General features: G+C 65.6%; 23 protein-coding genes and 1 rRNA gene. 5 read left to right on the top strand and 19 right to left on the bottom strand.

What is annotated here, in order from left to right:
* The first annotated feature begins 7 nt into the window (after positions 1 to 7).
* Together GFY24_RS07160 and GFY24_RS43280 are read left to right on the top strand one after the other, a co-directional pair.
* Positions 8 to 1,339, top strand: coding sequence for an RNA polymerase sigma factor (locus tag GFY24_RS07160; protein WP_153804097.1), 1,332 nt, complete (start codon positions 8 to 10; stop codon positions 1,337 to 1,339).
* Between the two features lie 108 nt (positions 1,340 to 1,447).
* Positions 1,448 to 1,966, top strand: a complete 519-nt coding sequence (locus GFY24_RS43280; RefSeq protein ID WP_309230554.1) for a transglycosylase SLT domain-containing protein — start codon at positions 1,448 to 1,450, stop codon at positions 1,964 to 1,966.
* 98 nt (positions 1,967 to 2,064) lie between these two features.
* Here GFY24_RS43280 and GFY24_RS07170 read toward each other — a convergent pair whose 3' ends face one another.
* Entirely contained in the window at positions 2,065 to 2,910 is an 846-nt protein-coding gene (locus GFY24_RS07170) for an SDR family oxidoreductase (RefSeq protein ID WP_153804098.1), read from the bottom strand.
* Positions 2,911 to 3,031: 121 nt separating this feature from the next.
* Between GFY24_RS07170 and GFY24_RS07175 the strand changes: the two genes are divergently transcribed.
* The gene (locus GFY24_RS07175) at positions 3,032 to 3,421 is read left to right on the top strand and encodes a helix-turn-helix domain-containing protein (RefSeq protein WP_153804099.1); all 390 of its coding nucleotides are present in this window, start codon (positions 3,032 to 3,034) and stop codon (positions 3,419 to 3,421) included.
* Between the two features lie 26 nt (positions 3,422 to 3,447).
* Here GFY24_RS07175 and GFY24_RS07180 read toward each other — a convergent pair whose 3' ends face one another.
* The 3 genes from GFY24_RS07180 to GFY24_RS07190 all read right to left on the bottom strand — a co-directional run bounded on the left by GFY24_RS07180 (position 3,448) and on the right by GFY24_RS07190 (position 6,450).
* On the bottom strand, positions 3,448 to 3,888 hold the full coding sequence (locus GFY24_RS07180; protein WP_153804100.1) for a hypothetical protein: 441 nt from the start codon (positions 3,886 to 3,888) through the stop codon (positions 3,448 to 3,450).
* A 93-nt stretch (positions 3,889 to 3,981) separates the two neighbouring features.
* Entirely contained in the window at positions 3,982 to 5,385 is a 1,404-nt protein-coding gene (gene lpdA / locus GFY24_RS07185) for a dihydrolipoyl dehydrogenase (RefSeq protein WP_309230555.1), read from the bottom strand.
* Between the two features lie 87 nt (positions 5,386 to 5,472).
* Positions 5,473 to 6,450: a dipeptidase gene (locus GFY24_RS07190; RefSeq protein WP_153804102.1), complete on the bottom strand. Its 978-nt coding sequence runs from the start codon at positions 6,448 to 6,450 to the stop codon at positions 5,473 to 5,475.
* A gap of 152 nt (positions 6,451 to 6,602) precedes the next feature.
* Between GFY24_RS07190 and GFY24_RS07195 the strand changes: the two genes are divergently transcribed.
* Positions 6,603 to 8,660 (top strand): prolyl oligopeptidase family protein, encoded by a 2,058-nt coding sequence (locus GFY24_RS07195; protein ID WP_153804103.1) that lies wholly within the window; start codon positions 6,603 to 6,605, stop codon positions 8,658 to 8,660.
* A 15-nt stretch (positions 8,661 to 8,675) separates the two neighbouring features.
* Here the strand turns inward: GFY24_RS07195 and GFY24_RS07200 are convergent, their stop codons facing one another.
* The 10 genes from GFY24_RS07200 to GFY24_RS07245 all read right to left on the bottom strand — a co-directional run bounded on the left by GFY24_RS07200 (position 8,676) and on the right by GFY24_RS07245 (position 18,531).
* Positions 8,676 to 9,539, bottom strand: a complete 864-nt coding sequence (locus tag GFY24_RS07200; RefSeq protein WP_309230556.1) for an alpha/beta fold hydrolase — start codon at positions 9,537 to 9,539, stop codon at positions 8,676 to 8,678.
* A 213-nt stretch (positions 9,540 to 9,752) separates the two neighbouring features.
* Positions 9,753 to 10,385, bottom strand: coding sequence for a TetR/AcrR family transcriptional regulator (locus tag GFY24_RS07205; protein ID WP_228566026.1), 633 nt, complete (start codon positions 10,383 to 10,385; stop codon positions 9,753 to 9,755).
* Between the two features lie 647 nt (positions 10,386 to 11,032).
* Positions 11,033 to 11,674: a peroxidase-related enzyme gene (locus tag GFY24_RS07210; protein ID WP_153804105.1), complete on the bottom strand. Its 642-nt coding sequence runs from the start codon at positions 11,672 to 11,674 to the stop codon at positions 11,033 to 11,035.
* Positions 11,667 to 12,158, bottom strand: coding sequence for a hypothetical protein (locus GFY24_RS07215; protein WP_153804106.1), 492 nt, complete (start codon positions 12,156 to 12,158; stop codon positions 11,667 to 11,669). The genes GFY24_RS07210 and GFY24_RS07215 overlap by 8 nt, the downstream gene beginning before the upstream one ends.
* Positions 12,155 to 13,165, bottom strand: coding sequence for an LLM class flavin-dependent oxidoreductase (locus GFY24_RS07220; RefSeq protein WP_153804107.1), 1,011 nt, complete (start codon positions 13,163 to 13,165; stop codon positions 12,155 to 12,157). Before GFY24_RS07220 ends, GFY24_RS07215 begins: the two co-directional genes overlap by 4 nt.
* 40 nt (positions 13,166 to 13,205) lie before the next feature.
* Entirely contained in the window at positions 13,206 to 13,949 is a 744-nt protein-coding gene (locus GFY24_RS07225; RefSeq protein WP_153804108.1) for an ABC transporter ATP-binding protein, read from the bottom strand.
* A complete protein-coding gene (locus tag GFY24_RS07230; RefSeq protein ID WP_309230557.1) occupies positions 13,942 to 14,811 on the bottom strand; it encodes an ABC transporter ATP-binding protein in 870 nt (289 codons plus the stop codon). Before GFY24_RS07230 ends, GFY24_RS07225 begins: the two co-directional genes overlap by 8 nt.
* Positions 14,792 to 16,627 carry an ABC transporter permease gene (locus GFY24_RS07235; RefSeq protein ID WP_153804110.1) on the bottom strand — a complete coding sequence of 612 codons (1,836 nt, stop codon included), beginning with the start codon at positions 16,625 to 16,627 and terminating at the stop codon, positions 14,792 to 14,794. The genes GFY24_RS07230 and GFY24_RS07235 overlap by 20 nt, the downstream gene beginning before the upstream one ends.
* A gap of 6 nt (positions 16,628 to 16,633) precedes the next feature.
* Positions 16,634 to 17,788 carry an ABC transporter substrate-binding protein gene (locus GFY24_RS07240; RefSeq protein ID WP_153804111.1) on the bottom strand — a complete coding sequence of 385 codons (1,155 nt, stop codon included), beginning with the start codon at positions 17,786 to 17,788 and terminating at the stop codon, positions 16,634 to 16,636.
* Positions 17,789 to 17,883: 95 nt separating this feature from the next.
* Entirely contained in the window at positions 17,884 to 18,531 is a 648-nt protein-coding gene (locus tag GFY24_RS07245; RefSeq protein ID WP_309230558.1) for an HAD family hydrolase, read from the bottom strand.
* Positions 18,532 to 18,633: 102 nt separating this feature from the next.
* Here GFY24_RS07245 and GFY24_RS07250 point away from each other — a divergent pair, with 102 nt between their 5' ends.
* Entirely contained in the window at positions 18,634 to 19,458 is an 825-nt protein-coding gene (locus GFY24_RS07250; protein ID WP_194852779.1) for a GNAT family N-acetyltransferase, read from the top strand.
* 1 nt (position 19,459) lies between these two features.
* Here GFY24_RS07250 and GFY24_RS07255 read toward each other — a convergent pair whose 3' ends face one another.
* The 5 genes from GFY24_RS07255 to rrf form a co-directional block, all read right to left on the bottom strand.
* A complete protein-coding gene (locus tag GFY24_RS07255; protein ID WP_153804113.1) occupies positions 19,460 to 19,921 on the bottom strand; it encodes a MarR family winged helix-turn-helix transcriptional regulator in 462 nt (153 codons plus the stop codon).
* Positions 19,914 to 20,339: an SRPBCC family protein gene (locus GFY24_RS07260; RefSeq protein WP_194852769.1), complete on the bottom strand. Its 426-nt coding sequence runs from the start codon at positions 20,337 to 20,339 to the stop codon at positions 19,914 to 19,916. The genes GFY24_RS07255 and GFY24_RS07260 overlap by 8 nt, the downstream gene beginning before the upstream one ends.
* 157 nt (positions 20,340 to 20,496) lie before the next feature.
* Positions 20,497 to 22,542, bottom strand: coding sequence for an elongation factor G (gene fusA, locus GFY24_RS07265; RefSeq protein ID WP_309230559.1), 2,046 nt, complete (start codon positions 22,540 to 22,542; stop codon positions 20,497 to 20,499).
* A 262-nt stretch (positions 22,543 to 22,804) separates the two neighbouring features.
* Positions 22,805 to 23,155, bottom strand: coding sequence for a YrdB family protein (locus tag GFY24_RS07270; RefSeq protein WP_153804115.1), 351 nt, complete (start codon positions 23,153 to 23,155; stop codon positions 22,805 to 22,807).
* Between the two features lie 114 nt (positions 23,156 to 23,269).
* A 5S ribosomal RNA gene (gene rrf, locus GFY24_RS07275) occupies positions 23,270 to 23,386 on the bottom strand.
* Between the last annotated feature and the right edge of the window lie 188 nt (positions 23,387 to 23,574).

Raw genomic sequence — 23,574 nt, forward strand, 5'->3', positions numbered from 1 at the left:
ACCCGGTATGCGGCCACCGCGGGAGCAGGCACGCCAGGCAGTCGAGGCGGCCTGGCGAATCGAGTGGCCGCGGCTGGTCGCCGGATTGACCCGGGTGGCCGGGGATATCGGGACGGCCGAAGAACTGGCACAGGACGCGCTGGTCGCGGCGCTGGAGCAGTGGCCGCGCGACGGGGTGCCGCCGAATCCGGGCGGATGGCTGATGCTGACGGCGAAACACCGTGCCATCGACCGGATTCGGCGTGACGCCAACTTCGCCCGCAAGCTGGAATTACTCGGGCATCAACTCCGAATCGACGAGCACGGGGAACAGCACGCCGATTCGGCCGAGTCGATCGCACTGAGCTCCGGCGGGGCGGGCGAAGAGGCGGAGGTTACGGACGATCTGTTGCGGATGATCTTCACGGCCTGCCATCCGGTGCTCGCGCCACCCGCGCGGGCGGCGCTCACGCTGCGCATGGTCGGCGGACTCACGACCGGGGAGATCGCGCGCGCCTATATCGTTCCGGAATCCACCGTGGCGCAACGGATTGTGCGCGCCAAACGCACTATCGCGACCAAACGCGTCAAGTATGAAGTTCCGCAGGGGGCGGAGCTGGCCGCACGGCTGGACTCGGTGCTCGAGGTGATCTATCTGATCTTCAACGAGGGGTATACCGCGACCGCGGGCGAACGCTGGGTGCGTGCCGAATTATGTGCGGACGCACTGCGTTTGGCGCGCATCCTGGCCGGATTGCTGCCGGAGGAACCCGAGGTGCACGGGCTCGCGGCGCTGCTGGAACTGCAGGCATCCCGGATCCGTGCGCGCAGCACCGACGCGAATGAGCTTGTGCTGCTTGCCGATCAGGATCGGGCGCATTGGAATCGGCTGTACATTCGGCGCGGATTCGCCGCCCTGGGCCGCGCGCACGCCTTGAACCGCACGCAGGGCCGGGCTCCCGGACTCTATGCGCTGCAAGCCGCCATCGCGGCGGTACACGCCATGACGCCGACCGCCGCCGAGACCGATTGGCGGCGCATCGCGGGCCTGTACTCCGTTCTGGCCGACCGCTTTCCGTCACCTATCGTGGAATTGAACCGGGCGGTAGCCGTGGCCATGCTGCACGGCCCCGCCGCCGGGCTCGAACTCGCCGACAAAGCGGCGCAATCCGGTGCGCTGGACGACTACCACCTGCTGCACGCGGTACGGGGTGACCTGCTATCCCGGCTGGATCACGTCCCGGAGGCGCGCACGGCACTTCTGCGCGCGGCCGAACTCACCGCGAACAGCACCGAGCAAGCGCTTTTGCGCGATCGGGCGGAGCGGCTCGGCGCGCCGCGCGACCGCACGCAGCTCTGATCAGCTGAAACCCGGCAAATCAGTCGGCGACTCACCGAGCGGGCTCCCCATCGAATCGTGCGGACCGCGTACGGTTTACACCCTGTTGAACCCTTTGGCCCGATAGTCGTGATTGCGAAAACGTTCGGAATTATCGCGATTTCGGTCGCGCCGATACTCCTCGGCGTCGGCAGTCCGGCCGCACACGCGGACACCGGCAAAACACCCGCCGGAACCCCCGGCGCAACCACCGTCGGGGCCACCGGCGATTCCGCCCTTGCGGCGATACTCCCCCAGCTCACCGAGTTCGCCTCGTCCACCGTCATCGGATTGATCGCCGACCCGTCCGGCATCTACCCCGAACCGGCGCTGAAAGCGATCGCGCTCACCATCGTTCCGCTCGACCAGTTCGGCGCCTTCGATCAGATCATCACCCATGAGAGCAGTTGGCGGACCTTCGCCATCAACCCCAGCTCGGGCGCGTACGGACTGGCGCAGGCGCTGCCCGCGCACAAGATGAGTGAGACGGGCTTCGACTGGCCGATCAATCCGGTGACCCAGTTGCGCTGGGCTTACCGATACATGTGCGAGCGCTACGGCAGTCCGAATGCGGCTTGGGCGTTCTGGCAGGCAAACCACTGGTATTGAGCCGGACCGCGTTCCGGATCCGATGATGAGCAGTCCCCCCGGAGGATTTCCGGCGCGGGACCGCTCATGCAGATCGGTGCGCAGACCACCCGGCCCGCTCAGCTCAGGGCTGCCCGGAACACCTCGACCGCCGACCTGGCCTCGCGACCCAGCAGCTTCTCCAGGTCGGCACTGTCGATATCGAGAATGCCCTGCGCGATACCGGCATCCGCGTCCGCGAGCGCCGCGGCGTAACCCGCGGGCACGCCGTTCCGCACCAGCGCGGCGGCGTAGTCGGCCTGCGGCAGATCCTGGTAGCGCACCGGCTTACCGGATGCCTCCGAAATCGCCTGCGCCAGTTCGGCATAGGTGAGTCCCGCGCCACCGAGCTCGTATGACCGGCCACCGTGCCCGTCAGTGGTGAGCACCTTGGCGGCGGCCTCGGCGTAGTCGGCGCGAGACGCCCCGGCCACCCGGCCTTCGCCCGCGGCGCCATAGAACACGCCGGACTCGACGGCGGAACCCAGCGCGTTCAGGTAGTTCTCCCAGTACCAATCGTTGCGCAGCCGCACCACTGGTACGGACGCCTCATCCAGTACGGCCTCGGTGCCGCGGTGCTCCTGCGCGAGAATCAGCTCATTGCGTTCGGTGTTCGGAATGCTGGTGTAGGCCAGCAGTTCCACGCCCGCCCGCTCGGCGGCGCGAATCACATTGGTGTGCTGGGTAACTCGGCTACCGAACTCGTTGCCCGAGACCAGCAGGACACGGTCGACGCCCGCGAAGGCGCGATCCAGGGCGGCCGGATCGTCATAGCTCGCCTCGCGGACCTCGACGCCGCGCTCGGCCAGATCGGCGACCTTCGAGGCATCGCGGACCACGGCCACGGGTGTGGCCCCCTCACGCAGCAGCGCCTCGACGGTGAGACGACCCAGCTGACCACTTGCTCCGGTGACTGCGACGGTCATGACTTCCTCCAGGTATTCGGGTGCATCCAAGGGAATGAGCTGCGGTATCAACGTGTACTAACTAATAGTAAGCACATGATATTCCCGCACCGCAACCCGAAAGGTTAGGTAATCTCGAATCATGAGCACGCCCGACCCGGAGACCGTCGACCCCACCCTGGAGGCCGACGTCTTCGCGCGGAACTGCGCCTCCCGACCGGTGCTACAGAATGTGGCCGGCCGCTGGGGCGCACTCGCCATGGTGGCGCTGCGCGAAGGCCCCACCCGCTTCAGCGCCCTGCGCCGCCGCGTAGACGGCATCAGCGAGCGCATGCTCTCCCAAACCCTGCAGAACCTGGAACGCGACGGCATGATCCACCGCGAAGTCCAGCAATCCATCCCCCCACACGTCGAATACACCCTCACCCACCTCGGCGCCGACGTCGCCGACCAACTCGCCGGGCTCATCGGCATCCTCGAATCCAATATCGAGAAGATCGTCGCGGCCCAGCACGACTACCACCGCGACTGACCCCGCCCCCGGCGACACCCCGCCCCTCAACGCCAGCAGTTGAGCGACTTCGGAGGAATCACCAACTCGTGGCCGGAGTCGAAGCGCACTCGGATGCCGCCCGACTCCGCAACCGCGTCTTTGATCACCGGGGGGCTCGGGATGCCGAAGTCCAGGTCGACGAAGTGGCCGTAGCCCATGTCTTCCTCGCAGCCCGCGTACACGTAGTACCCCTGGTGTCGCCGGAAGAGGCCGCTGCGTTCCTCGACGATGCCGATGATGCGGCGGTCGCCCTCCAGTGCGGTACCCGTGGTTGGGACGACCAGCATCTGGATATTCCGTGGACTGGTGAGCACGTCCACGTCGATGAACAGCACTGTCAGGGTGGCGAATACGCCGAGGAACAAGCCCATCGCCAAACCCAGCACCAACCGCGCATTCGGGCGCGCACGCTTTTTCACCGGCTGCACGCCGGTCCCCTCCGTCATGGGACCAAGCTACCGGGCGGATACGAAAACGACCCGGTACCAGCAACTTTCACTGGCACCGGGCCGAATTGAATTGTCCTGCGGGCGATCCGATCAGAAGTTGATCATGTGCCCGGCGAGGCCGTGGATGGCCTCCTGCAGCGCCTCACTCAGGGTGGGGTGGGTGTGGACGTTGCGGGCCAGCTCGTTGACCGTGAGGTCCCACTTCTGGGCCAGGGTCAGCTCGGGCAGCAGCTCGGAGACGTCGGGGCCGATGAGGTGGCCGCCGATGAGTTCGCCGTACTTGGCATCCGCGATGAGTTTGACGAAACCGTTCGGGTCGCCGAGGCCGTGGGCCTTGCCGTTGGCGGTGAACGGGAAGGTGGCGACCTTCACGTCGTAGCCTTCGTCGCGGGCCTGCTGCTCGGTGAGGCCGAAGCTGGCGACCTGCGGCTGGCAGAAGGTGGCGCGCGGCATCATGCGGTAGTCGCCCAGCGGCAGGGTCTCCGCGCCGGCGATGGTCTCCGCGGCGACGACGCCCTGCGCCTCGGCGACGTGCGCGAGCTGGAGCTTCGCGGTGACGTCACCGATGGCGTAGATGCCGGGCACATTGGTGCGCATGAAATCGTCGATGGCGATGGCGCCGCGATCGGTCAGCTGCACGCCGGTGTTCTCCAGGCCGTAGCCGTCGATACGCGGGGCGAAGCCGACGGCCTGCAGCACCTTGTCGACGGTGACGGTCTCGACGGCACCGGACTTGTTGTCCTTGATCGCGACGGTCACCTTGGAGCCGTCGTCATCGATGGACTGCACGGCCGCACCGGTGGTGATGGTGATGCCGAGCTTCTTGTACGCCTTGGTGATCTCCTTGGAGACGTCGGCGTCCTCGTTCGGCAGTGCGCGGTCGAGGAATTCGACGATCCGCACATCCACGCCGTAGTTCTTCAGAACGTAGGCGAACTCCATGCCGATCGCGCCCGCGCCGACCACCAGGATCGAACCCGGCAGGTCGCGGGTGAGGATCTGCTCCTCGTAGGTCACCACATTCGCGGACAGCGAGGTGCCCGGCAGCAGCTTGGTGACGGTGCCGGTCGCGATGATCACGTTGTCGAACGTGATGGACTCGGTGCCGCCCTTGGTCAGCGCGACCGAGATCGTCTTGGCATCGGTGAACGTTCCCATGCCGTCGAACTCGTCGATCTTGTTCTTCTTCATCAGGAAGTGGACGCCCTTGACACGGCCGTCCGCCACCTTGCGACTGCGGTCGAACGCGGCCCCGAAGTCGAAGCTCACCTCACCGGAGATACCGAAGGTCTTGGCTTCTTTATGGAAGATATGGGCCAGCTCCGCGTTCCGAAGCAGCGCCTTGGACGGAATGCAGCCCACGTTCAGGCACACGCCACCCCAGTATTTCTGCTCGACGATCGCTGTTCGCAGGCCGAGTTGAGCGGCGCGGATCGCGGCGACATAACCGCCGGGACCAGCGCCGAGAACGACGACATCGTAGTGGGAAGTCACGCCTGCGAGCCTAACCCCGGCGCGCCGGTCGCACGCATCCAGCCTGCCCGGTTTCGAAGCGGCTGATCAGAGGGCGAACACCGGAATTCAGGGCTGGTCGCGCCAGACCTGCCGGGCCATGCGCGCGAAATTTCCGTGGCAGACGGCGGCGCGATCCTCGGGCGAGAAACCTCGATTCGCCAGCACGGCAGCCAAACCCGGAACATCGGATTCGCCGAGCAGATCCTCCGGCGGAGTCCACTGCAATGGACCCCAGCGCGTGAACTCTGCGGAGAAGACCTCCGGATTCCGCGCCACCTCGTCATTGAAGTCGTCACCGTCGAAGGAGAAATCGGAGCTGAAACCGATGTGCTCGATTCCGACCAGCTCCGCGCCGTACACAATGTGATCGGCCATGGCCTCGATACGCTCGGCGCGCTCACCAGGCTTGTTGCGGCCCAGGAAGATACCGACGCCATTGATGCCGATCACCCCACCGGTGGCGGCACAGGCGCGTGCCTGATCATCGGTGATATTGCGCGGATGCGCCCACACCGCAGCGAAATTGGAGTGGCTGTAGATCATCGGCACGCTCGTGACATCGGCGATATCGAGGCCGGTGCGCGGTGAGCAGTGCGAGCCGTCGGCGAACATACCGACCTCGTTCAGCGTCCGAATCAACTCGCGCCCGTACCCGGTGAGACCGGTATCCACGGTATCGAGGCAGCCGCACCCCGCCGCGTTCGCGTAGTTGTAGCTGGGCAGCAGCGACCGCACACCCAGGTCGTAGAACATCTTCACATTGTCGAGATCCCCGCCGAGCGGGGCGGAATCCTCCAGATCGAACGCCAGCGCGATCGAATCCCGATCCGGTTCAACGGCGTCGGCGATCGTCTCGACCAACCGGAATCGGCCGTCCGCCAAGGCATCCCGCCGAAATTGATCGATCAGCTCAACCGAATCCCGAGTGGATTGCAGCGAATACCCCACATTCACCGACAGATACGACCCGAGTGGATAGCGTGCCAATTCGGCGATATCGGCCGACGGCAGCAGCGGCAGGCAGCAGTGCTGTTCCCACAGCAATCCGGGACCTCCTGGCGGATCGGCATCGAACTCGCAATCCTACTGACGATCGCCGAATCAGCGGGCCGGCGCCGGCGCGGAGAAACGGGCAAACCCGCACGAACCGGGGCGACCGGCCGTCACGCGCGCCGGGGCTCGGCAACAATGTAGGCATGACCGGTGTTGACGAGGGCGTGACGGATCCGTACCTGTGGCTCGAAGAAGTCACCAGTGAGCGTGCGCTGGATTGGGCGCGGGCGCACAACGAGGTGGTGCTGGAGCGATTCACGGCCTCGGAGCGGTTCAGTGGCCTCGAATCACGGATTCTGGATATGCTCGACACCGATACCCGGATCGCCTATCCGGGGCGGCGCGGGCGGTGGCTGTACAACTACTGGCGCGATGGCGCGCACCCCAAGGGACTGTGGCGGCGAACCACTTTCGCGGAGTACACCAGGGACGAGCCGGACTGGGAAGTCCTCATCGATCTCGACGCACTCGCCGAGGCCGAGGGTGAGAACTGGGTGTGGGGTGGGGCCGCGGTACTGCGCCCCGAACAGCAGCGGGCGCTGATCAGCCTGTCCCGCGGTGGCGCGGACGCCAAGGTGGTGCGCGAATTCGATATCGAGGCAAAGGTTTTCATCGAGCCCGAGAACGGCGGCTTCCTGCTGCCCGAGGCCAAGTCGGAGATTCGCTGGATCGATATCGACACCGTCTATGTGGGAACGGATTTCGGTCCGGGGGCGCTCACCGACTCCGGTTATCCGCGAATCGCCAAGCGCTGGAAGCGCGGAACGCCTCTGACCGACGCCGAAACGGTTTTCGAGGGTGACGCCACCGATGTGGCCGTCTCCGCCGGTTACGACCGAACCCCCGGCTACGAAAGGCATTTCGTCGGCCGTGCTACCGATTTCTTCAATGAGGAGGTCTATCTCCTCGAATCCGACGGCACGCTACGGCATCTCGACGTCCCCACCGACGCGTCGGAATCCTGGTACAAGGATTGGCTGCTGGTACAGCTGAAATCGCCGTGGGAGCTCGACGGCGTCACCCATCCCTCGGGTGCGCTGATCGCCATCGATTTCGAGCGATTCCTGTCCGGCGCACGCGATTTCGACGAGATCTTCACCCCCGATTCGCATACCGCCCTGCACGGCTACGGCTGGACCGAGAACCATCTGCTGCTCATCACCCTGCAGGACGTGCAGACCAAACTGCATGTGCTCACCCCCGGCCCGGACGGCTGGACCCGCGAGGTGCTGGCCGATACCCCGCCGATGGCCACCACCAGCGTCATGAATCTCGATCCGCTGGAGGGCGGTGACGAATTCATGCTCTCCACAAGCGGTTTCACCAGTCCGACCACGCTGCTGTCGAGTTCGGTGAGCGGGCACACCGAGGTACTCAAGCGCGAACCCGAATTCTTCGATGCGGCGGGCGTGCAGACCGAACAATTCTTCGCGCGGTCCGATGACGGCACCATGATCCCGTATTTCGTACTGCGGCATGGGGATCGGCAGGGCTCTCCCGGCCCGACGGTCATGTCCGGCTACGGCGGTTTCGAGGTCTCCCGTACCCCCGCATACAGCGGCGCGGCCGGCATGGGCTGGCTCGAGCGCGGCGGCACCTGGGTCATGACCAATATTCGCGGCGGCGGCGAATACGGTCCGGAATGGCATACGTCCGCGCAAAAGGCCAACCGGCACAAGGTGTATGAGGATTTCTCGTCCATCGCCCGCGATCTGGTGGCCCGCGGCATCACCACACACGATCAGCTCGGCGCGGTCGGCGGCAGTAATGGCGGTCTGCTGATGGGCGTCATGCTGACCCGCTATCCGGAACTCTTCGGAGCCATTGTCTGCCAGGTGCCGCTACTGGATATGAAGCGCTATCACCTGCTGCTGGCCGGAGCCTCCTGGGTGGCCGAGTACGGCGACCCGGAAAAGCCGCAGGAGTGGGAGTACATCGCCAGGTATTCGCCGTATCAGAACACCGACCCGGAGGGTGAATACCCGCCGATCCTGCTCACCACCTCCACCCGCGACGACCGCGTACATCCGGGTCATGCGCGAAAGATGGCCGCGCTCTTGGAATCCCAGGGCCATCCGATCTGGTATCACGAGAATATCGAGGGCGGGCACGGCGGCGCGGCGGACAATAAGCAGTCCGCGTTCCAGGCCGCGCTCATCTACGAGTTCTTCACCCGCACCCTGATCGAGAAGGACGCCTGACGGCGCTGTCGCGAATCAGCGGTCCCGGAGCCATTTCTCGACCCGGTCGAGGGTGTTCCCGGGATCGCTGATCCACCCGTTGTGCCCGTGCGCAACCGGGTTGTGCCAGGTCGAGATCTCGGCCTTGGGAAGTTTTTCCAGCAACAGCCTCGCCGCGCCGGGCGGAGTGAGATCGTCACCGGTCATGGTGATGGACAGCACCGGCAACTTCAGCCGGGAGATACGTTCCTCGTAATCGATATCCGCACCCGCGGGCTGGAATCGCCCGGTGCGGGCCACCCGCGCCCAATCCTCGATGAGCAGCCGGGACTGCCTGCCGAAGCTGCCAGCGATAATAGTGTCGCCCGTCCAGCGTCCGGCGAGGTTGGCGGTCAACGAGATTGCCGCGCTGCCCAGCAGGAACCCGGGCCCGGCGAGTCCGCGATAACCCCGGTGATACGGCGTACCGGAGGCGACGAGAATCAGCCCGCCGAGTCGTCCGCGAATACGCGAGGCGTACAGCATGCCGAGCTGCCCGCCCATACTGTGCCCGAGCAGGTACGGCGTGCTGTCCGGAAAGCGTTCGCGCACCACCTGGAACATGGCCGGGAAGTCCACCGACACCAATTCCTGATAGCCGTAACCGCCGGGCGCGTTGCGATTGCGCTCCCGACTGTCGCCATTGCCACGCATTTCCAGCAAAGCCACATCGAACCCGCGTGCGGCCAGCGGGATTCCGAACAGCGAGTAGTACTCCCCCGGCACGCCGAGCCCGGGCGCGATCACCACCACCGGGCGGGGCGCATCGGGCGTAATCGGATGCCGGTGCGGGCCTTTCGCCGGAATCAGCCGCACGGTGACGGTTGTTCCGTCCGGCATCTGGATCGGCACTGTCTCCACGCACCGCACGCTACCGCTTACCCGCCCCATGTACTCGCAGCCGCTCTGCGGACTCCGCAGCGGGGGTCAGACCGCGCAGACCCGCAATTCGAACGCTACGGGCCGCTACGGCCCGTTCGGACTCGCGGGCACGCCACGGACCGCCGCGACCACGACGGTAGAAACCGGTGTGGCCGAAGGCGGTTCGGTGTGACCGAGCCGAGGGCGATGTGACTAGGCGCTGACGGCACCCATGATGACGCGGCGTAGCACGCTGATGACCTCGTCGAGAGGTTGCCGCGGTTCGGAGCCGCTCCAGGCGTCGACCACGTAATTCACCGCGCCGATAATGGCGAGCACGCGCATTTCGTAGTCGCCGGGCGGGATTTCGCCGTGCATGGCGGCATCCTCGGCGGCTCCGGCGAGTAGCGCGCCCCAGGCGCGGCGCAGCTCCAGGCGGAACTTCTCCACCTTCGGCCCCGCGCCGACGACCTCGACCAGCGCGACCCGGGCCTTGCGCGGATCTCGCCCGATGGACTCGATATAGGCGCGTACGGCGGCGTCGATGATGTCGACGGCACTGGCGTCGGAGTGATCGGCAATGGTGGCCGCCACGGCTTCCCGCGATTCGCGATCGATCTGCTCGTACAGCTCGAGCAACAGCGATTCGCGCCCGGTGAACTCCTCGTAGAACTGCCGCGAGGAGAGTCCGGCGTCCTTGCAGATGGCGCCGACGGAGCTGTTCGCGTATCCGTCGCGCGCGAATACCGTCAGCCCGGACTCCAGAAAACGTGCACGACGCTGCCGTTGCCGGTCTTCTACGGGCTGCCCGGCGTACATTCTTCCCGCGTTCGTTTCCTGAGACATTGCGCCAGACAATACCGAAGGGCCCGATCCCCTCGTCATGGATCGGGCCCTTCGTTTGCACCTTCGGTATCCCGCGCGATAGCCGAAAGTTGGCTCAGTGGTTCGGGCCGCCGCGGCGCACCCGGAGGCGGCGGGTGAAGGCAGGGGACCCGCCCCCGGGTTCGGAACGCGAATCCGGGGGGAGAATCGCATTCCGATGCCGCATTGGCCCGAAAGTCACTGATCGTTTGCCGTTCAACACGATACAGAGCGGTCGAACTCGGCGGAATACTTTTGCAGGAGTTTTTTAGGATTTATTTCGCGGCATATTCGCACCCCGCGAACCGCCAGCGCATCACCGCCGCCGGCCCTTCGCACACCCCCGGACATGACGAAGGGCCCGACCCCCTCGTCCGGGTTCGGGCCCTCACTGCCTCCTCGGCTTCCGCGCAGTAGCCGAAAGGTGGCACTCGCCTGGCTACTTGGCGGAGATGCTCGACGAACCGGTCGCGATCAGCTTCAGGATGGTCTGCACGAGAACGTCAGAGATGAGGTCGGTCATGGGTGGTGCTCCGATCGATAACCAGCGTCAGTGCCGTCACTGACTGTTTGCCACCGGCAACATACCGACCGGAACCCAGCCGGGGGAAGCTTTTTCGAGGAAAAGTCTAGAATTTTTCCGATATATCCCTAGATTTCGGCCTACCAGCGGGAATCTCGGGCTCACCGAGGGTGAGCATAAGCCGATTGGCCCAGGAGAACGAAGCCGCGGACAACACCAGATCGTGGATCTCGGTGTCGCTGAAGCCCTGCGCGCGCAGTCGCTCGATATGCGCCGGGACCCCGCGCGGCGGATTCGCCGCCAGCGCATCCACGAAATCGATGACCGCATCCCATCTTTCGTCGATCCGCACGCCATTGCCCTCGTCCAGCAACCGCTGCACCTCCGCCGCCCGTTTGGAGAGTGCGGAGGTGAAGCGCGAATGCACCGAGGCGCAATACTCGCAACCGTTGTGCCGGGAGGTCACCGTCGCGGCGAGTTCCCGTTCGGCACGGGCCAATCCGCCGCGACCGTAGAAGATCTCCTTGTCATTGCCGCTGCGGTGCGCGAGCACCTCCGCATTGCGCGCCAGCACCCGGAAATACGGGCCGATACCGCGATCGCCCGCCAGCAGCGGGGCCTGGGTCTCATCGGCGTCGGCCAGTGCGATCGGCTCCACCCACGGCACCCAATCCAGCTGTTCCTGGGTGAAACCCGCTGGGCGGCGGCCGGGTTCGACGCTGCGCACCTCGGTGGCGTTCTCACTCATGTCCCGCTCCGATCAGAGTCAGTCCGGCCAATACCCGAACCTGGAAGTGCACGTATCCGATGAGCTGAGCGACCGTCACGATGTCGCGGTCCGAGAGCCCCGCGGCGGCGAGCGCGTCGATATCCCCGCGAGTGGCGGTCGCGGGCGCGGTGGTCACCAGCGCCGCATGCCGCAGAATCGCCGCCAGCACCGGATCACCCTGCGCCGGAACGGTTCCCAGTCCGGCATAGTGCGCGGCCAACGCGGGCGCACCGGCGAGTTCGGCCACCGCCACCGCCGCGGCGATGAGTCGCTCCCGTCCCACCGACGCGGCGGCCGGGCCATTGAGCAGCGCTTCGTACACGCCCCGGGTGTGCTCCACGACGGCCGGTCGCTCGCGCCGAAGCTCGCGCACCGATTCCGCGTGCGCGCCCAGCACGGCATCGATGACATCGAGGGTGGCGCCCCGTGCGGCGGCACTCCCTTCGATCAGACTGTCGGTCACTGTTTCGTTCCTTCCCGCCAACCCAGTTGCGGCGCAACCTTGGTGGCAATGAGTTCGATGGAGCGCAGGGTCGCCTCCCGGCCGGGATCGACCGGATGCACCTGCACGATGAAATCGGTGGCCTGCCGCAGCGCGGTATCGGCCGAGAGCTTCGCGACCACCTCATCGGGTGTGCCGACGAAGGAGTCCTGCAGGACCTCCTCGACGGTGCCCGCCACCTCCGGACCGCCATTGCGGCGTAATTGCTCCAGGAAGCGCGCGGCACCGCGTTCGGCGAGCGCCCACGCGGTGTCATGGTCATCGGCCACGAAAACGCCTCGGGATGCTCCTATTCGGGGCTCGGCAGCCGCCGGCAGTGCGGCCAGATACGCCGCCACCAGGGGTTCCTGGATTTCCCAGAGCGTCGCGCCGACCGTCGCGGTATCGCGGGGCTGAGCCTTGGACAGCAGCAAGCCATCCCCCGCCAGTCCCGCACGACGCGCACCCGAGGCGGAGAAGGTGGCCTGCCACAACCGATTCCGCAGCGTTCCCGCCGGTGGATTCAAAGCACGGCCGCCGACCAGCGGCGCACCCGCGAGGGCGGCGGTCAGGGCGGCCAGTTTGTCGGCGTACACCTGTTGCCGATCCGCCCCGGCGAGGTCGAACAGCTCGAAGGCATGCCTGGAACCCCCTGCGCCCAAACCGATTTCGAGTCGACCGCCGCTGAGCACATCGAGTACGGCCGCGTCCTCGGCGACCCGGATCGGATCCTCCAGGGCCAGGGTGACAATCGCGGTGCCCAGCCGCAGTCGCGGGGTGCGCGCCGCCGCGTGCGCCAGGAACACGAACGGTGACGGCAGCCCGCCCTCCGCCGGATCCAGGTGATGCTGCGCCACCCAGGCCGCGTCGTAGCCGAGCCGCTCGGCCAGCTCGAATTGCTCGAGCGCGTGCCGGTAGACGGTGGCCGAATCCTCGTTCTCGCCGGAGCGCACCAGCCGGGTGAAAAGCCCGAGATGTCGCGGGGTCATGCTGTCTCCAATCCGGTGTGGGTAGGACGCTTCGGACCGATCACACCGTCACCTTGCCCAGATAGGCGTCGCGAACCGCCGGATTGTCGATGAGTTCGTCGGCGGGTCCGTGCAATACGATCTCGCCCGAACGCAGCACATTCGCGGTGTGCGCGATGCTCAGCGCCAGCTCCGCCTGCTGTTCGACAATCAGGATGGCCAGCCCCAATTCCCGGTTGAGCCGGGCGATTTCGTCCAGCACCCGATCCACGAACAGCGGCGACAATCCCATGGTGGGCTCATCCATGCAGATGAGCCGGGGTTTACTCATGAGCGCCCGCGCGAAGGCCAGCATCTGCTGCTCACCACCTGAGAGGGTGCCCGCGCGCTGGTTGCGCCGCTCCGCCAAGCGGGGGAAATGCTCGAACATCTCCGCGGCCCGCGCGGCCAGTACCGAACGGCGTTCCTTGCGGATATAGCCGCCGACGAAGAGGTTCTCGGCCACCGTCATGGCGGGAAAGACGCGACGCGCCTCCGGAACCGAGGCCAGACCCGCCTTGATACGCGCGGAGGGCGGCGTATTGCCGACATCCACACCGTCGATGCGCACCGTGCCCGAGGTCGGTTTCACCAGGCCCAGCGCGGTTTTCATGGTGGTGGATTTGCCGGACGCATTGCCGCCGAGCAGCGAAACGATCTCGCCCGGCCGAACCCGCAGGGATACTTCGTTCAAAGCCCGCGATGGTCCGTAATGCACTACGACGCTGTCGAATTCGAGGATCGGCACGATATCGGATTCAGGCATGAGCGGTCTCCTTCCCGGCGCGACTACGGCCCAGGTACGCCTCGATGACGCGTGGATCCGCCAGCACCTCATCCGGGGTTCCCTGCGCGATCACCCGCCCCTCGTCGAGCACGAGCACCCGATCGGACAGCTCGTGCACCAGGTCCATCTTGTGTTCGACCAGCAGCACGGTCTGCCCCTGTGCCTTCAATTCGGCCAGCTGCCTGCCGATTTCGGCGGTTTCGGTCTGGTTCATACCCGCCGCCGGTTCATCGAGCAGCAACAGATCGGGTTCCGATGCCAAGGCCCGGGCGATCTCGGTGCGGCGGCGATTGGCGTAGGACAGGGTGTACGCGGCGTGGTCGGCGCGCGGGCCGAGCCGCTCTTCGAAGCGCGCGAGTTGCGCGTCGATGTGGGCGGCGGCGGACTTGCGCTCGGCATGCACGGCCGGTGTGGGCGCCAGTGCGAGAAAGAGTTCCGCGAGCAGAGATACCCAGCGCAGCAATGGAATTCCGGATAGGACACGCAGCGGGCGGGACGCGCGCAGGGTGGTCTGCAGGCCGACATCCACATTCTCGCGGACCGTCATATTGCCGAATACCCGGCCGTTCTGGAAGGTGCGGGCAATACCGGCCGCCGCCGCGTACTCGGGCCGACCCGGGCGAATCCGCTTGCCCCGCACCAGGATCACCCCGCCATCCGGCTTCAGGACACCCGATATCAGGTTGACCGTGGTCGACTTCCCGGAGCCGTTCGGCCCGATTATCGAGACGAATTCGCCCGGCGCAATGGTGATTTCGAATCCATCCACAGCTTTCACACCACCGAACGAACGCCGCAGACCGCTGACCGCCAAGACCGGTTCAGGCTGTGACTCGGACACGTTCCCTCCTGACCAGAATGCCCTGCGGCCGGAACCGCACGACCAGCAGCAAAACCAAGCCGTAGAGCACAATTCGCAGTTCCGGCGCGAGCCGTAGCGCTTCCGGCACCCCGATCAATACGGCCGCGCCGAGCACCGCGCCATACGGTGACGCCGTCCCGCCGAGCACCAGAATCGTCACCACCAGCAGCGACATCGGCAGGTTGAATACGGTCGGATCGATATACGAATACTGGTGCGCCAGCAGCGCACCGCCGATTCCGGAGAAGAACGCTGCCAGCGCGAAGGCGAGAGCCTTGTAGTCACGCACCGGCACTCCCGCCGAACGCGCCGCCACCTCATCCGCGCCGATGGCTCGAATGGCGGTGCCCAAGCGCGATCGCTGTACGCCGAGAATCACAGCCAGGGTGATCGCCAGCACCACCAGCTCCAGCCGGAAAATCTGTGTGTGCGTGGTGAATTCGAATCCGAACAACTCCGGTGCGGGAATCCCGAAGATCCCATAGCTGCCGCGCGTCACCGATTCCCAATTACGGATCAGTGCCACCGTCACAATGCCGATTCCGAGGGTGGCGATGGCGACATAGTGCCCGCCCAGCCGCCACAGCGGTGCGGCCAGCACCGAAGACACCACGGCCGCAACGATTCCCGCGATCAGCACGGCGGGCAGAAAGGACCAGCCGTGTGAAACCGTCAGCACCGCAGAGGTATACGCGCCGATGGCGATCGGCCCCGCCTGCCCGATGGCCAACTGTCCCGCCGAGCCGGCGACCAGCGTCATGGAGACGGCGATGATCGCGTAAGCCACGATCTGCGTACCCACCGAGACGCCGTAATCGTTCGACACCACCGGAATGACCAGTCCCACAACGGCGAACGCGATCAGCGCATGCCACCAGCGGATACTCCACTGCCGTCCCGAACCGAGGAAGGTCCCGGTCAGCGGCTCCGATTCGATGGCGGGCGGGCGCGCCAGCAATCCACCCGGCCGCAGCACCAGGAACACCACCAGCAGCCCGAAGGTGATCAGATCCCGATACCCGTCACCGAAGGTGTAGACACCGAACGCCTCCACCAGGCCGAGCACGAAACCACCCAGCACCGCACCGGGAATCGAGCCCAGTCCGCCGATGGTGGCGGCCACGAACCCGGTCATACCGACGACACCGCCGCTGGTCGGCGAGATATTCGAGTTGTAGAGGCCGACGAAGATGCCCGCCAGCCCGCCCAGCCCCGATGCGATGGCGAAGGCCAGCGATTGAATGCGCCCGACGCCGATCCCCATCTGCGCGGCCGCGTCCGGATCCTGCGCGGTGGCGCGAATCGCCAGTCCGTACCGGCCGAAGCGCAGGAAGGCCCACAGCCCCAACATCACCGAAATGGTGATACCGAACATGACCACATCCGAGGTGCCGAAGCGCACCCCACCGACGTGAAAGTTATTGGTGGACAGCACCTGTGGGAACGGCCGGGTATCCGGCCCGAACACCAGCGCCACCACATTCTCGATAATCAACCCCACCGCCACCGTGGCCAGTAGCGCCGCGATGGCCGGGGCGCGACGCAGTGGGCGCACCGCCAGCACATCGATACCGACCCCGACCAGAGCGGTCACACCGACCACCGCGATGAGCGCGAACCACAGCGGCAATCCGTGCTGGGCGATCAGCCACCAGCCCAGCACCGAACCGAACGCAAAGATCGCACCGTGCGCGAAGTTGATGACATTGCCGACCCCGAAAATCAGGGTGATGCCCACGGCAATGAGCGCATACGCATTGCCGTGCACCAGACCCGCTATCAGCGTGTCGAACATTCCCGGCTACCTATTTCCGGTCGGCGTGAAAGCGCCGTTCCGCAGCACCAATTCGATCGGCTTCACTCCGCTCGGCCGCCGCGTCTGCTGATCGAATGCGAAGGTGCCCAACCCGATTCCGTCGAAATCCTTGATCTCGCGCAGCCCCTTCAGCACGCCCTCGCGGGTCGCGCCACCGAACTTGGCGGCCTTGACCAGCACATTCAGCGCGTCATAGGCGTACACATTGAAATCGCCCGGATCGGTGTGGAATTTGTCGCGGAACTTGGTGGTGAAGTCCCGCACCTTCGGAGTGGTATCGGCGGGTGAGTAGATACCGTTCACAATGTCGCCCTCGGCGGAGGTGCCCGCCAGCTGAATGAACTGCGGGGTGTTCTGGCCGCCGAAGAACGGCCCGCCGAACCCGACATCACGCAGCTGCTTGACGATCAGCGCGCCGTCCGGGCCGTAACCCAGGTGCACGAACGCCTCTGGATTCGCATCGCGACCCTTGATGAGCACCGGCCGGAAGTCCTGCGAATCGGGCAGGATCGCCGAGGAGTAGGCGATCTCGATGCCCTTCTCCTGCGCGAACTGCTGGAAGAACTTGAAAGACTGCTTACCCCAGTCGGTTTCGAGATAGACAACCGAAACCTTCTTGGCCTTGGCCCGCACCCATTGTGCGTTGCGCTCCTGGTACACATCGGTGGTGATGGACGGACTCCACGAATAGTCGCCGCCCTTGGTGAAATCCACCGCCGAATTGGTGAAGCCGTACTGCACCAGCTTGCCCCGGTTGTACACCGGTGACGCGGCAATCGAAGCGGGCGAGGAGAAGTCGCCCAGTTCGGCGATGATCGACTTGTCGCCGACGAACTTGGTGGCGATCGGCACGGTCTGCTTCGGGTCGGATTGCGAATCCTCCCACTTCAATTCGACCTTCTTGCCATTGATCCCGCCCGCGGCATTGATCTCGTCGAGCGCCAGGTCGAACCCCTGCTGCCACAGTCGGCCGTACTCCGCGGACTGCCCCGACTTCGGCCCCGAAACCCCGAAATACACGGTGTCGCCGCTGTTCTCGGACGATCCACCGCACGCCGACACCAATCCCGCCACCATGGCCGCGGACGCGACACCCGCCAAAACCCGAAGCCGGCGCGACCCGGACCACTGCTTGCTCATCTGATTCCTCTGCGTTCGCCGGCGCCACTGCCGGGCATGGAGCGCAAAGGTATCCGGGTACGCGGCGCGCGAACACCCTTCCGATCAGCATGAAATCAAAGGTGGGATGAATCCGGATATGCGTGCAACCAGGCCGGGAATGCGGTGAGATCCGACAGCACCACATCCGCGCCCTCGGCCGAAAGCTCCTCCGCCGCATACGGACCGGTGGTCACCGCGACCGAAACTGCATCGGCGACCTTCGCGGCGCGCACATCACCGAGATGATCACCGACATAGATGGACGCGCCGTGCTCGCGCAGCACCGCACCCTTCTCCTCCGCCCACGCGCCACCCACCAGATCATCGACCTCGAGGCCCAGATGATCCAGATGCAATTGCGCGTGCGGACCGTTCTTGGCCGTGATCACCAGCACCTTGCCGCCCGCCGCGTGCACGGCGGCCAGCGACTCCACCACACCCGGCAGGTCAGCGCTCGGCATAATCGCCAATCCCGGGTACAGCTTCCGATACAGCGCCACCACATCGGGCACCCGCGCCTCCGGAAACCATTCGGCCGCCTCGACCGCCAGCGGCGGACCCAGCCGCGACACCACCAGCTCCGAATCGATCGTCACCCCGGTCTCCGCGGCGATCGCATCCCACACCGCGGCGATACCGGGACGGGAATCGATCAGCGTCATATCCAGGTCGAACCCGACAACGAGTCCATTCGGACCACCGCCCACATGATCAAAGGCCACACCCCGACCATACGGTTCACGACACCGCACCGCGCTTGCGGCTCCGAAAAACGCTTGCGCCACCCAACTAGGCTCGATGCCATGGCCAGCGAGCACGCTCCCCTGTTCTGCGATATCGAGCTCGGCGCCCGCATCGAACGGGTCGAGACCGAATTGATCGCCACCGGCAGCGCGGCCGCCGCCGCCCGCCTCGGCGACGAAGCGGGATTCGTCATACCCATCGGCGGCGGTGTGGCCTCCTTCGCGGCCATGGGCTCCCCGCTCAACAAGGTCGCCGGACTCGGCTTCGCCGGTATCCCCGGCGAACACGAGTTCGAGGCCCTGGAGAAGCAATTCGCCGTCCGCGACGCACCGGTACAGGTCGAATTGGCGCACCTCGGCGATCCCGGAATCGGCGAACTCCTCACCGGGCGCGGCTACCGGCTCATCTCCTACGAGAATGTGCTCGGCATCTCGCTCACCGAACCGCTCGAACCCGTCACCCCGCCGGGCATCGAGATAAGGCACAGCGGGGCAGGCGAATTCGAGATCTGGCTCGATATCGTCACCGAAGGATTCGCGCACCCGGACACCCAGGGCGTCGCCTCACACGAGGACTTCCCGCGCGACGTCATCGCCGACGCCATGCGCGATCTCACCGCCGCCGCCGGGGTACAGCGCTATGTCGCGATACACGAGCAGGGCATCGCGGGCGTGGCGAGTATGCGCATGTCCCAGGGCATTGCCCAACTCACCGGTGCCACAACACTTCCCGCGCATCGGCGATACGGAATCCAATCCGCGCTGCTCTCGGCCCGGCTCATCGAGGCCGCGGCGGCGGGCTGCGATATCGCCGTCATCACCACCCAGCCCGGCTCCAAATCCCAGCAGAACGCCCAGCGGCGCGGCTTCTCACTGCTCTATACCCGGGCCATCCTGGTGAAGTGATTCACTCCGGAATCCGGTGTGCGGCAATGGGTCGCAATTGCTCACGCAGGCGCTCACCGGAGTCGCCGAAGATCTGCTGATCGGTATCGACCGCGGTCCGCACCCCTTTACGTGCCAATTCTCTTCCGGCAGCCGTGATTTCGATTCGGAGTACGCGCGCGTCCGCCGGATCGGGCTGGCGAATGAGCAAGCCTCGCTCCTCCAGTACGCGAATCACCTTGGACCCCATCATGCGATCCGCGCCGGACATATCGGCGACCTGCTGCTGCGTCGGCAATTCACCATCGCGCCCCAGCCAGCCCGCCGACGCCAGCAGATTGAACTGAGTCGGCGTCAAACCGAGCGGGCGCAGATTCCGCTCCATGGTCGCCCGCCATTCGAGGGCCGCGTGATGCAACCAGAAACCCGGACTCATGAGCGGGCCACGCGGAATACCGCGCGACCCCGCCGCCGATTCAGTCACGCCGCAGCGCCTCCCGCTCCAATGCCGCGAAGGTACGCGGCATATCGGCCCGCATCGCCTTCTCCCAGATCAATTTGAACAGTGCACCGAACGGGCCGTGGACCTCCACCTGCTCGGCCACCCGCAGCGTGCCGTCGCCGAGCGGTTTATAGGTGCGATGCCCGCGCAGCTTCCCGAACGGAATGCCCGCCTCACTCGTCCACGATCTACCGGGCTCGACCGCGGTAATCGTAAACGGGCCCGCCGGAGCACCTTTGGGCTTGACCCAGCCCTTGGTGCCCGCCGCGAACGGTCCGTCGATCCGCGACTTCTCCTCGTGCGGATCCCACTCGGACCAGGCCGCCACATCGGTCGCGACCGCCCAAACCTTGTCGATCTCGCCTTTGATCACTGCCTCTTCGATGAACGAGTACATCATGACCGGCCCTGACTTCCCTGAGGTGATTCTGTTGTTGCGACAACAGTAACCGTATTCGCGACAACAATCGACGCCTTGGGTCATACGAACGAGAAGGGGCCGGTCCGCGTTTACGCGGACCGGCCCCACCTGATCGGGCGGACGAGCCTCCGAGCTACTACCGGACCGGAGCCCTGTCGTAGCCGAGCGGACGACTGGTGAAGGTCCCGCGACCCTGTGTGCGGCTACGCAAACGGGTCGCGTAACCGAACACCTCGGCCAGCGGAGCCGTCGCCGTCACCACCACCGTCGCACCCCGGGTGACCGAATCCAGCACACGACCACGCCGGGCGGCGATATCACCGAGCACCACACCGAGCGACTCCTCCGGTGCGGTGACCGTCAACTCGACCAGCGGCTCGAGCAGAGCCATCTCACCGGCTCGCAAGGCTTCCCGCAGCGCGGCACGACCACCCAGTCGGAACGACCGCTCCGAGGAGTCGACCGGATGCGTCGAACCATCAGTGAGGGTCACTCGCACGCCGAGCACCTGATGACCACCGAGCGGTCCCTCCGTCAGGGCATCGCGACAGCCGGCCTCCACCGCCCGCACATACTCGGCGGGCACGCGGCCACCGACCACCGTCGAACGGAACTCGAAATCGCTTGCGGCATGGAGTTTCTCGGCATCGACAGGAATGGGTTCCACATCGATCACCAGATCCGCGAACTGACCCTGACCACCGTTCTGCTTGGCATACCGGTAACGGAACCCGGACACCCCGCGCAATACGGTCTCCCGATACGCCACCTGCGGACGCCCGACCGCCACCGCGATCCCGCGCTCGCGGCGGATCTTCTCCACCGCCACCTCGAGATGCAGTTCGCCCACACCGGACAGCAGCGTCTGGCCCGACTCCGGATCGGTGCGCACGACCAGCGACGGATCCTCCTCCACCAGTCGCGCCAAAGCCGTTGCCAGCCGCTCGGTTTCGGCACTCGTGCGCGCCTCCACCGCCACCGACACCACCGGTTCGGTAATCGCCGGCGGCTCCAGCAGGACGGCGGAATCCGGCGCGCACAATGTCGCCCCGGCGCGCGCCCGCTTCGGCCCGATCACCGCGACAATCTGACCCGCCACCGCCTGCTCCAGCTCCTCATGCCGATCGGCCTGCACCCGCAGAATCCGGCCGATCCGCTCGATACGCCCGGAACCGGCATCCAGTACCTGAGCGCCTTTCCCGAGCGTGCCCGCGTACACGCGCACGAACGTGAGCCGCCCCGTTGTGGTCGCCTGCACTTTGAACACAAGTGCCGCAAGCGGTTCCGCCGGATCCGCTGCCAGTTCGAACCCCGCACCACGCACCGGAGGCCGATCCAGCGGCGAGGGCAGGTAGTCGACGACAGCGTCCAGCAGTGGCTCGACACCGATATCGCGGTACGCCGCACCACACAGCACCACCACGATCTCACCGGTCAGCGTGAGCTCGCGTAATGCCCGCACAAGTGTCTCGTCCGAGAGCCCGGAGTGCGCGTAGAACTCGTCCAGTGCAGCCGAATGACGCTCGGCCACAGCCTCTTCCAGTTCGAAACGCGCCTTGCGAGCGGCCTCGGCGAGATGGTCCGGAATCGCACCTGCCAGCGGTGAGCCCGCCACCCAGGTGATCGCCCGCATGCGAACCAGATCCACCACACCGGTGAACCCGTCCTCCATACCGATGGGCAGCTGCACGGCCAATGCCATCGGATGCAGTCGATCCCGAATCGAATCGACGGCCGCGCCGAAGTCGGCCCCGACCCGATCCATCTTGTTCACGAACGCGATCCGCGGCACGCCATACCGATCCGCCCGCCGCCACACCGATTCGCTCTGCGGCTCCACTCCGGCCACGGCATCGAAAACCGCTACCGCACCGTCGAGTACCCGCAGCGACCGCTCCACCTCATCCGAGAAGTCCACGTGCCCGGGGGTATCGATCACCGTGAACCGGTGACCGCTCCACTCGCACGCCACCGCCGCGGCGAAAATGGTGATCCCGCGCTCGCGCTCCTGCGGATCGAAATCGGTGACGGTGGTGCCGTCATGCACCTCACCGGTCTTGTGCGTCATACCGGTGCGGAAGAGCATCCGCTCGGTGACAGTCGTCTTCCCCGCATCCACGTGCGCGAGAATGCCGAGATTACGGACATGATCGAGAGATTGCCGAGAAATATTGGTACGCACGGTCTTACGTCCTTCGTGCTGATCCTGGATACAGAACAGCGCGATTTCCGGACGAACCAAAGAGAGGTCGCCCGAGTAACTCAGTACCGGCCGCGCAGCCGGCACCGAGCCGGCGAGGACACCAGGATCACCTCGAAGCGAGGGCGGGCAGCGACAGTAGTGCGTGCGTCACGCATCTCCGGCTCCCTCCTGATTCACGACACCCCGACGGCATCGCTCGCACGACGGTACCAACACGACAACCCCTCTGTCGCATGGTTTTTCAGAGCGACAGATGACCGAAGTGGATCACCGCGAGGTTCACGATCACGAGCAGCGGGAAGGCCACCGCGAGCGCCCGACGGCCGAGCCGCCACCATGCCAGCGTGGCCGTACCGAAGACCACGAGCTTGGTGAGCACCGCCAGCACCGGGACCGAGAAGCTCGCCTGCGGAGCCGCGAACATCCCCCACAGCACCATGACCGCGACAGCCGCCCCGACACCGAACAGAATCCTCGTCATCGAGCTGCGCCCGGCCCGGCTCGCCCAGTACCCGATCACTCCTACTGCGACGAGCTCCAGCACAAAGGCGAGCGTGAGATTCAGGACTTCCCAAGGGGACGCGGTGGTCATGCACTCATGGTTACAGCATCACCGTTCCGAGTCAAGAGCAGTGCTCTCGCGAACTAAGTTTCGGACATACGAAAAAGACCCCCAGCCGGAGGCTGGGGGTCTTCTCGAATGATGTTCCGGCGGTGTCCTACTCTCCCACACCCTGTCGAGTGCAGTACCATCGGCGCAGGTGGCCTTAGCTTCCGGGTTCGGAATGGGACCGGGCGTTTCCCCACCGCTATAGCCGCCGTAACTCTATGAAACTGTCACACAGAGAGCCAGACCCGATCCGGGAACGAATTCCCTTCTCTCATCTGTCTTCTCGGTGATCTGTGTGTTGTTTCAGATACCGCACAGTGGACGCGTAGCTTCTTTGTTGGTAAGTCCTCGGCCTATTAGTACCGGTCACCTGCACCCGTTACCGGGCTTCCAGTTCCGGC

The sequence above is a fragment of the Nocardia sp. SYP-A9097 genome (assembly GCF_009649815.1).
Classification (GTDB): Bacteria; Actinomycetota; Actinomycetes; order Mycobacteriales; family Mycobacteriaceae; genus Nocardia.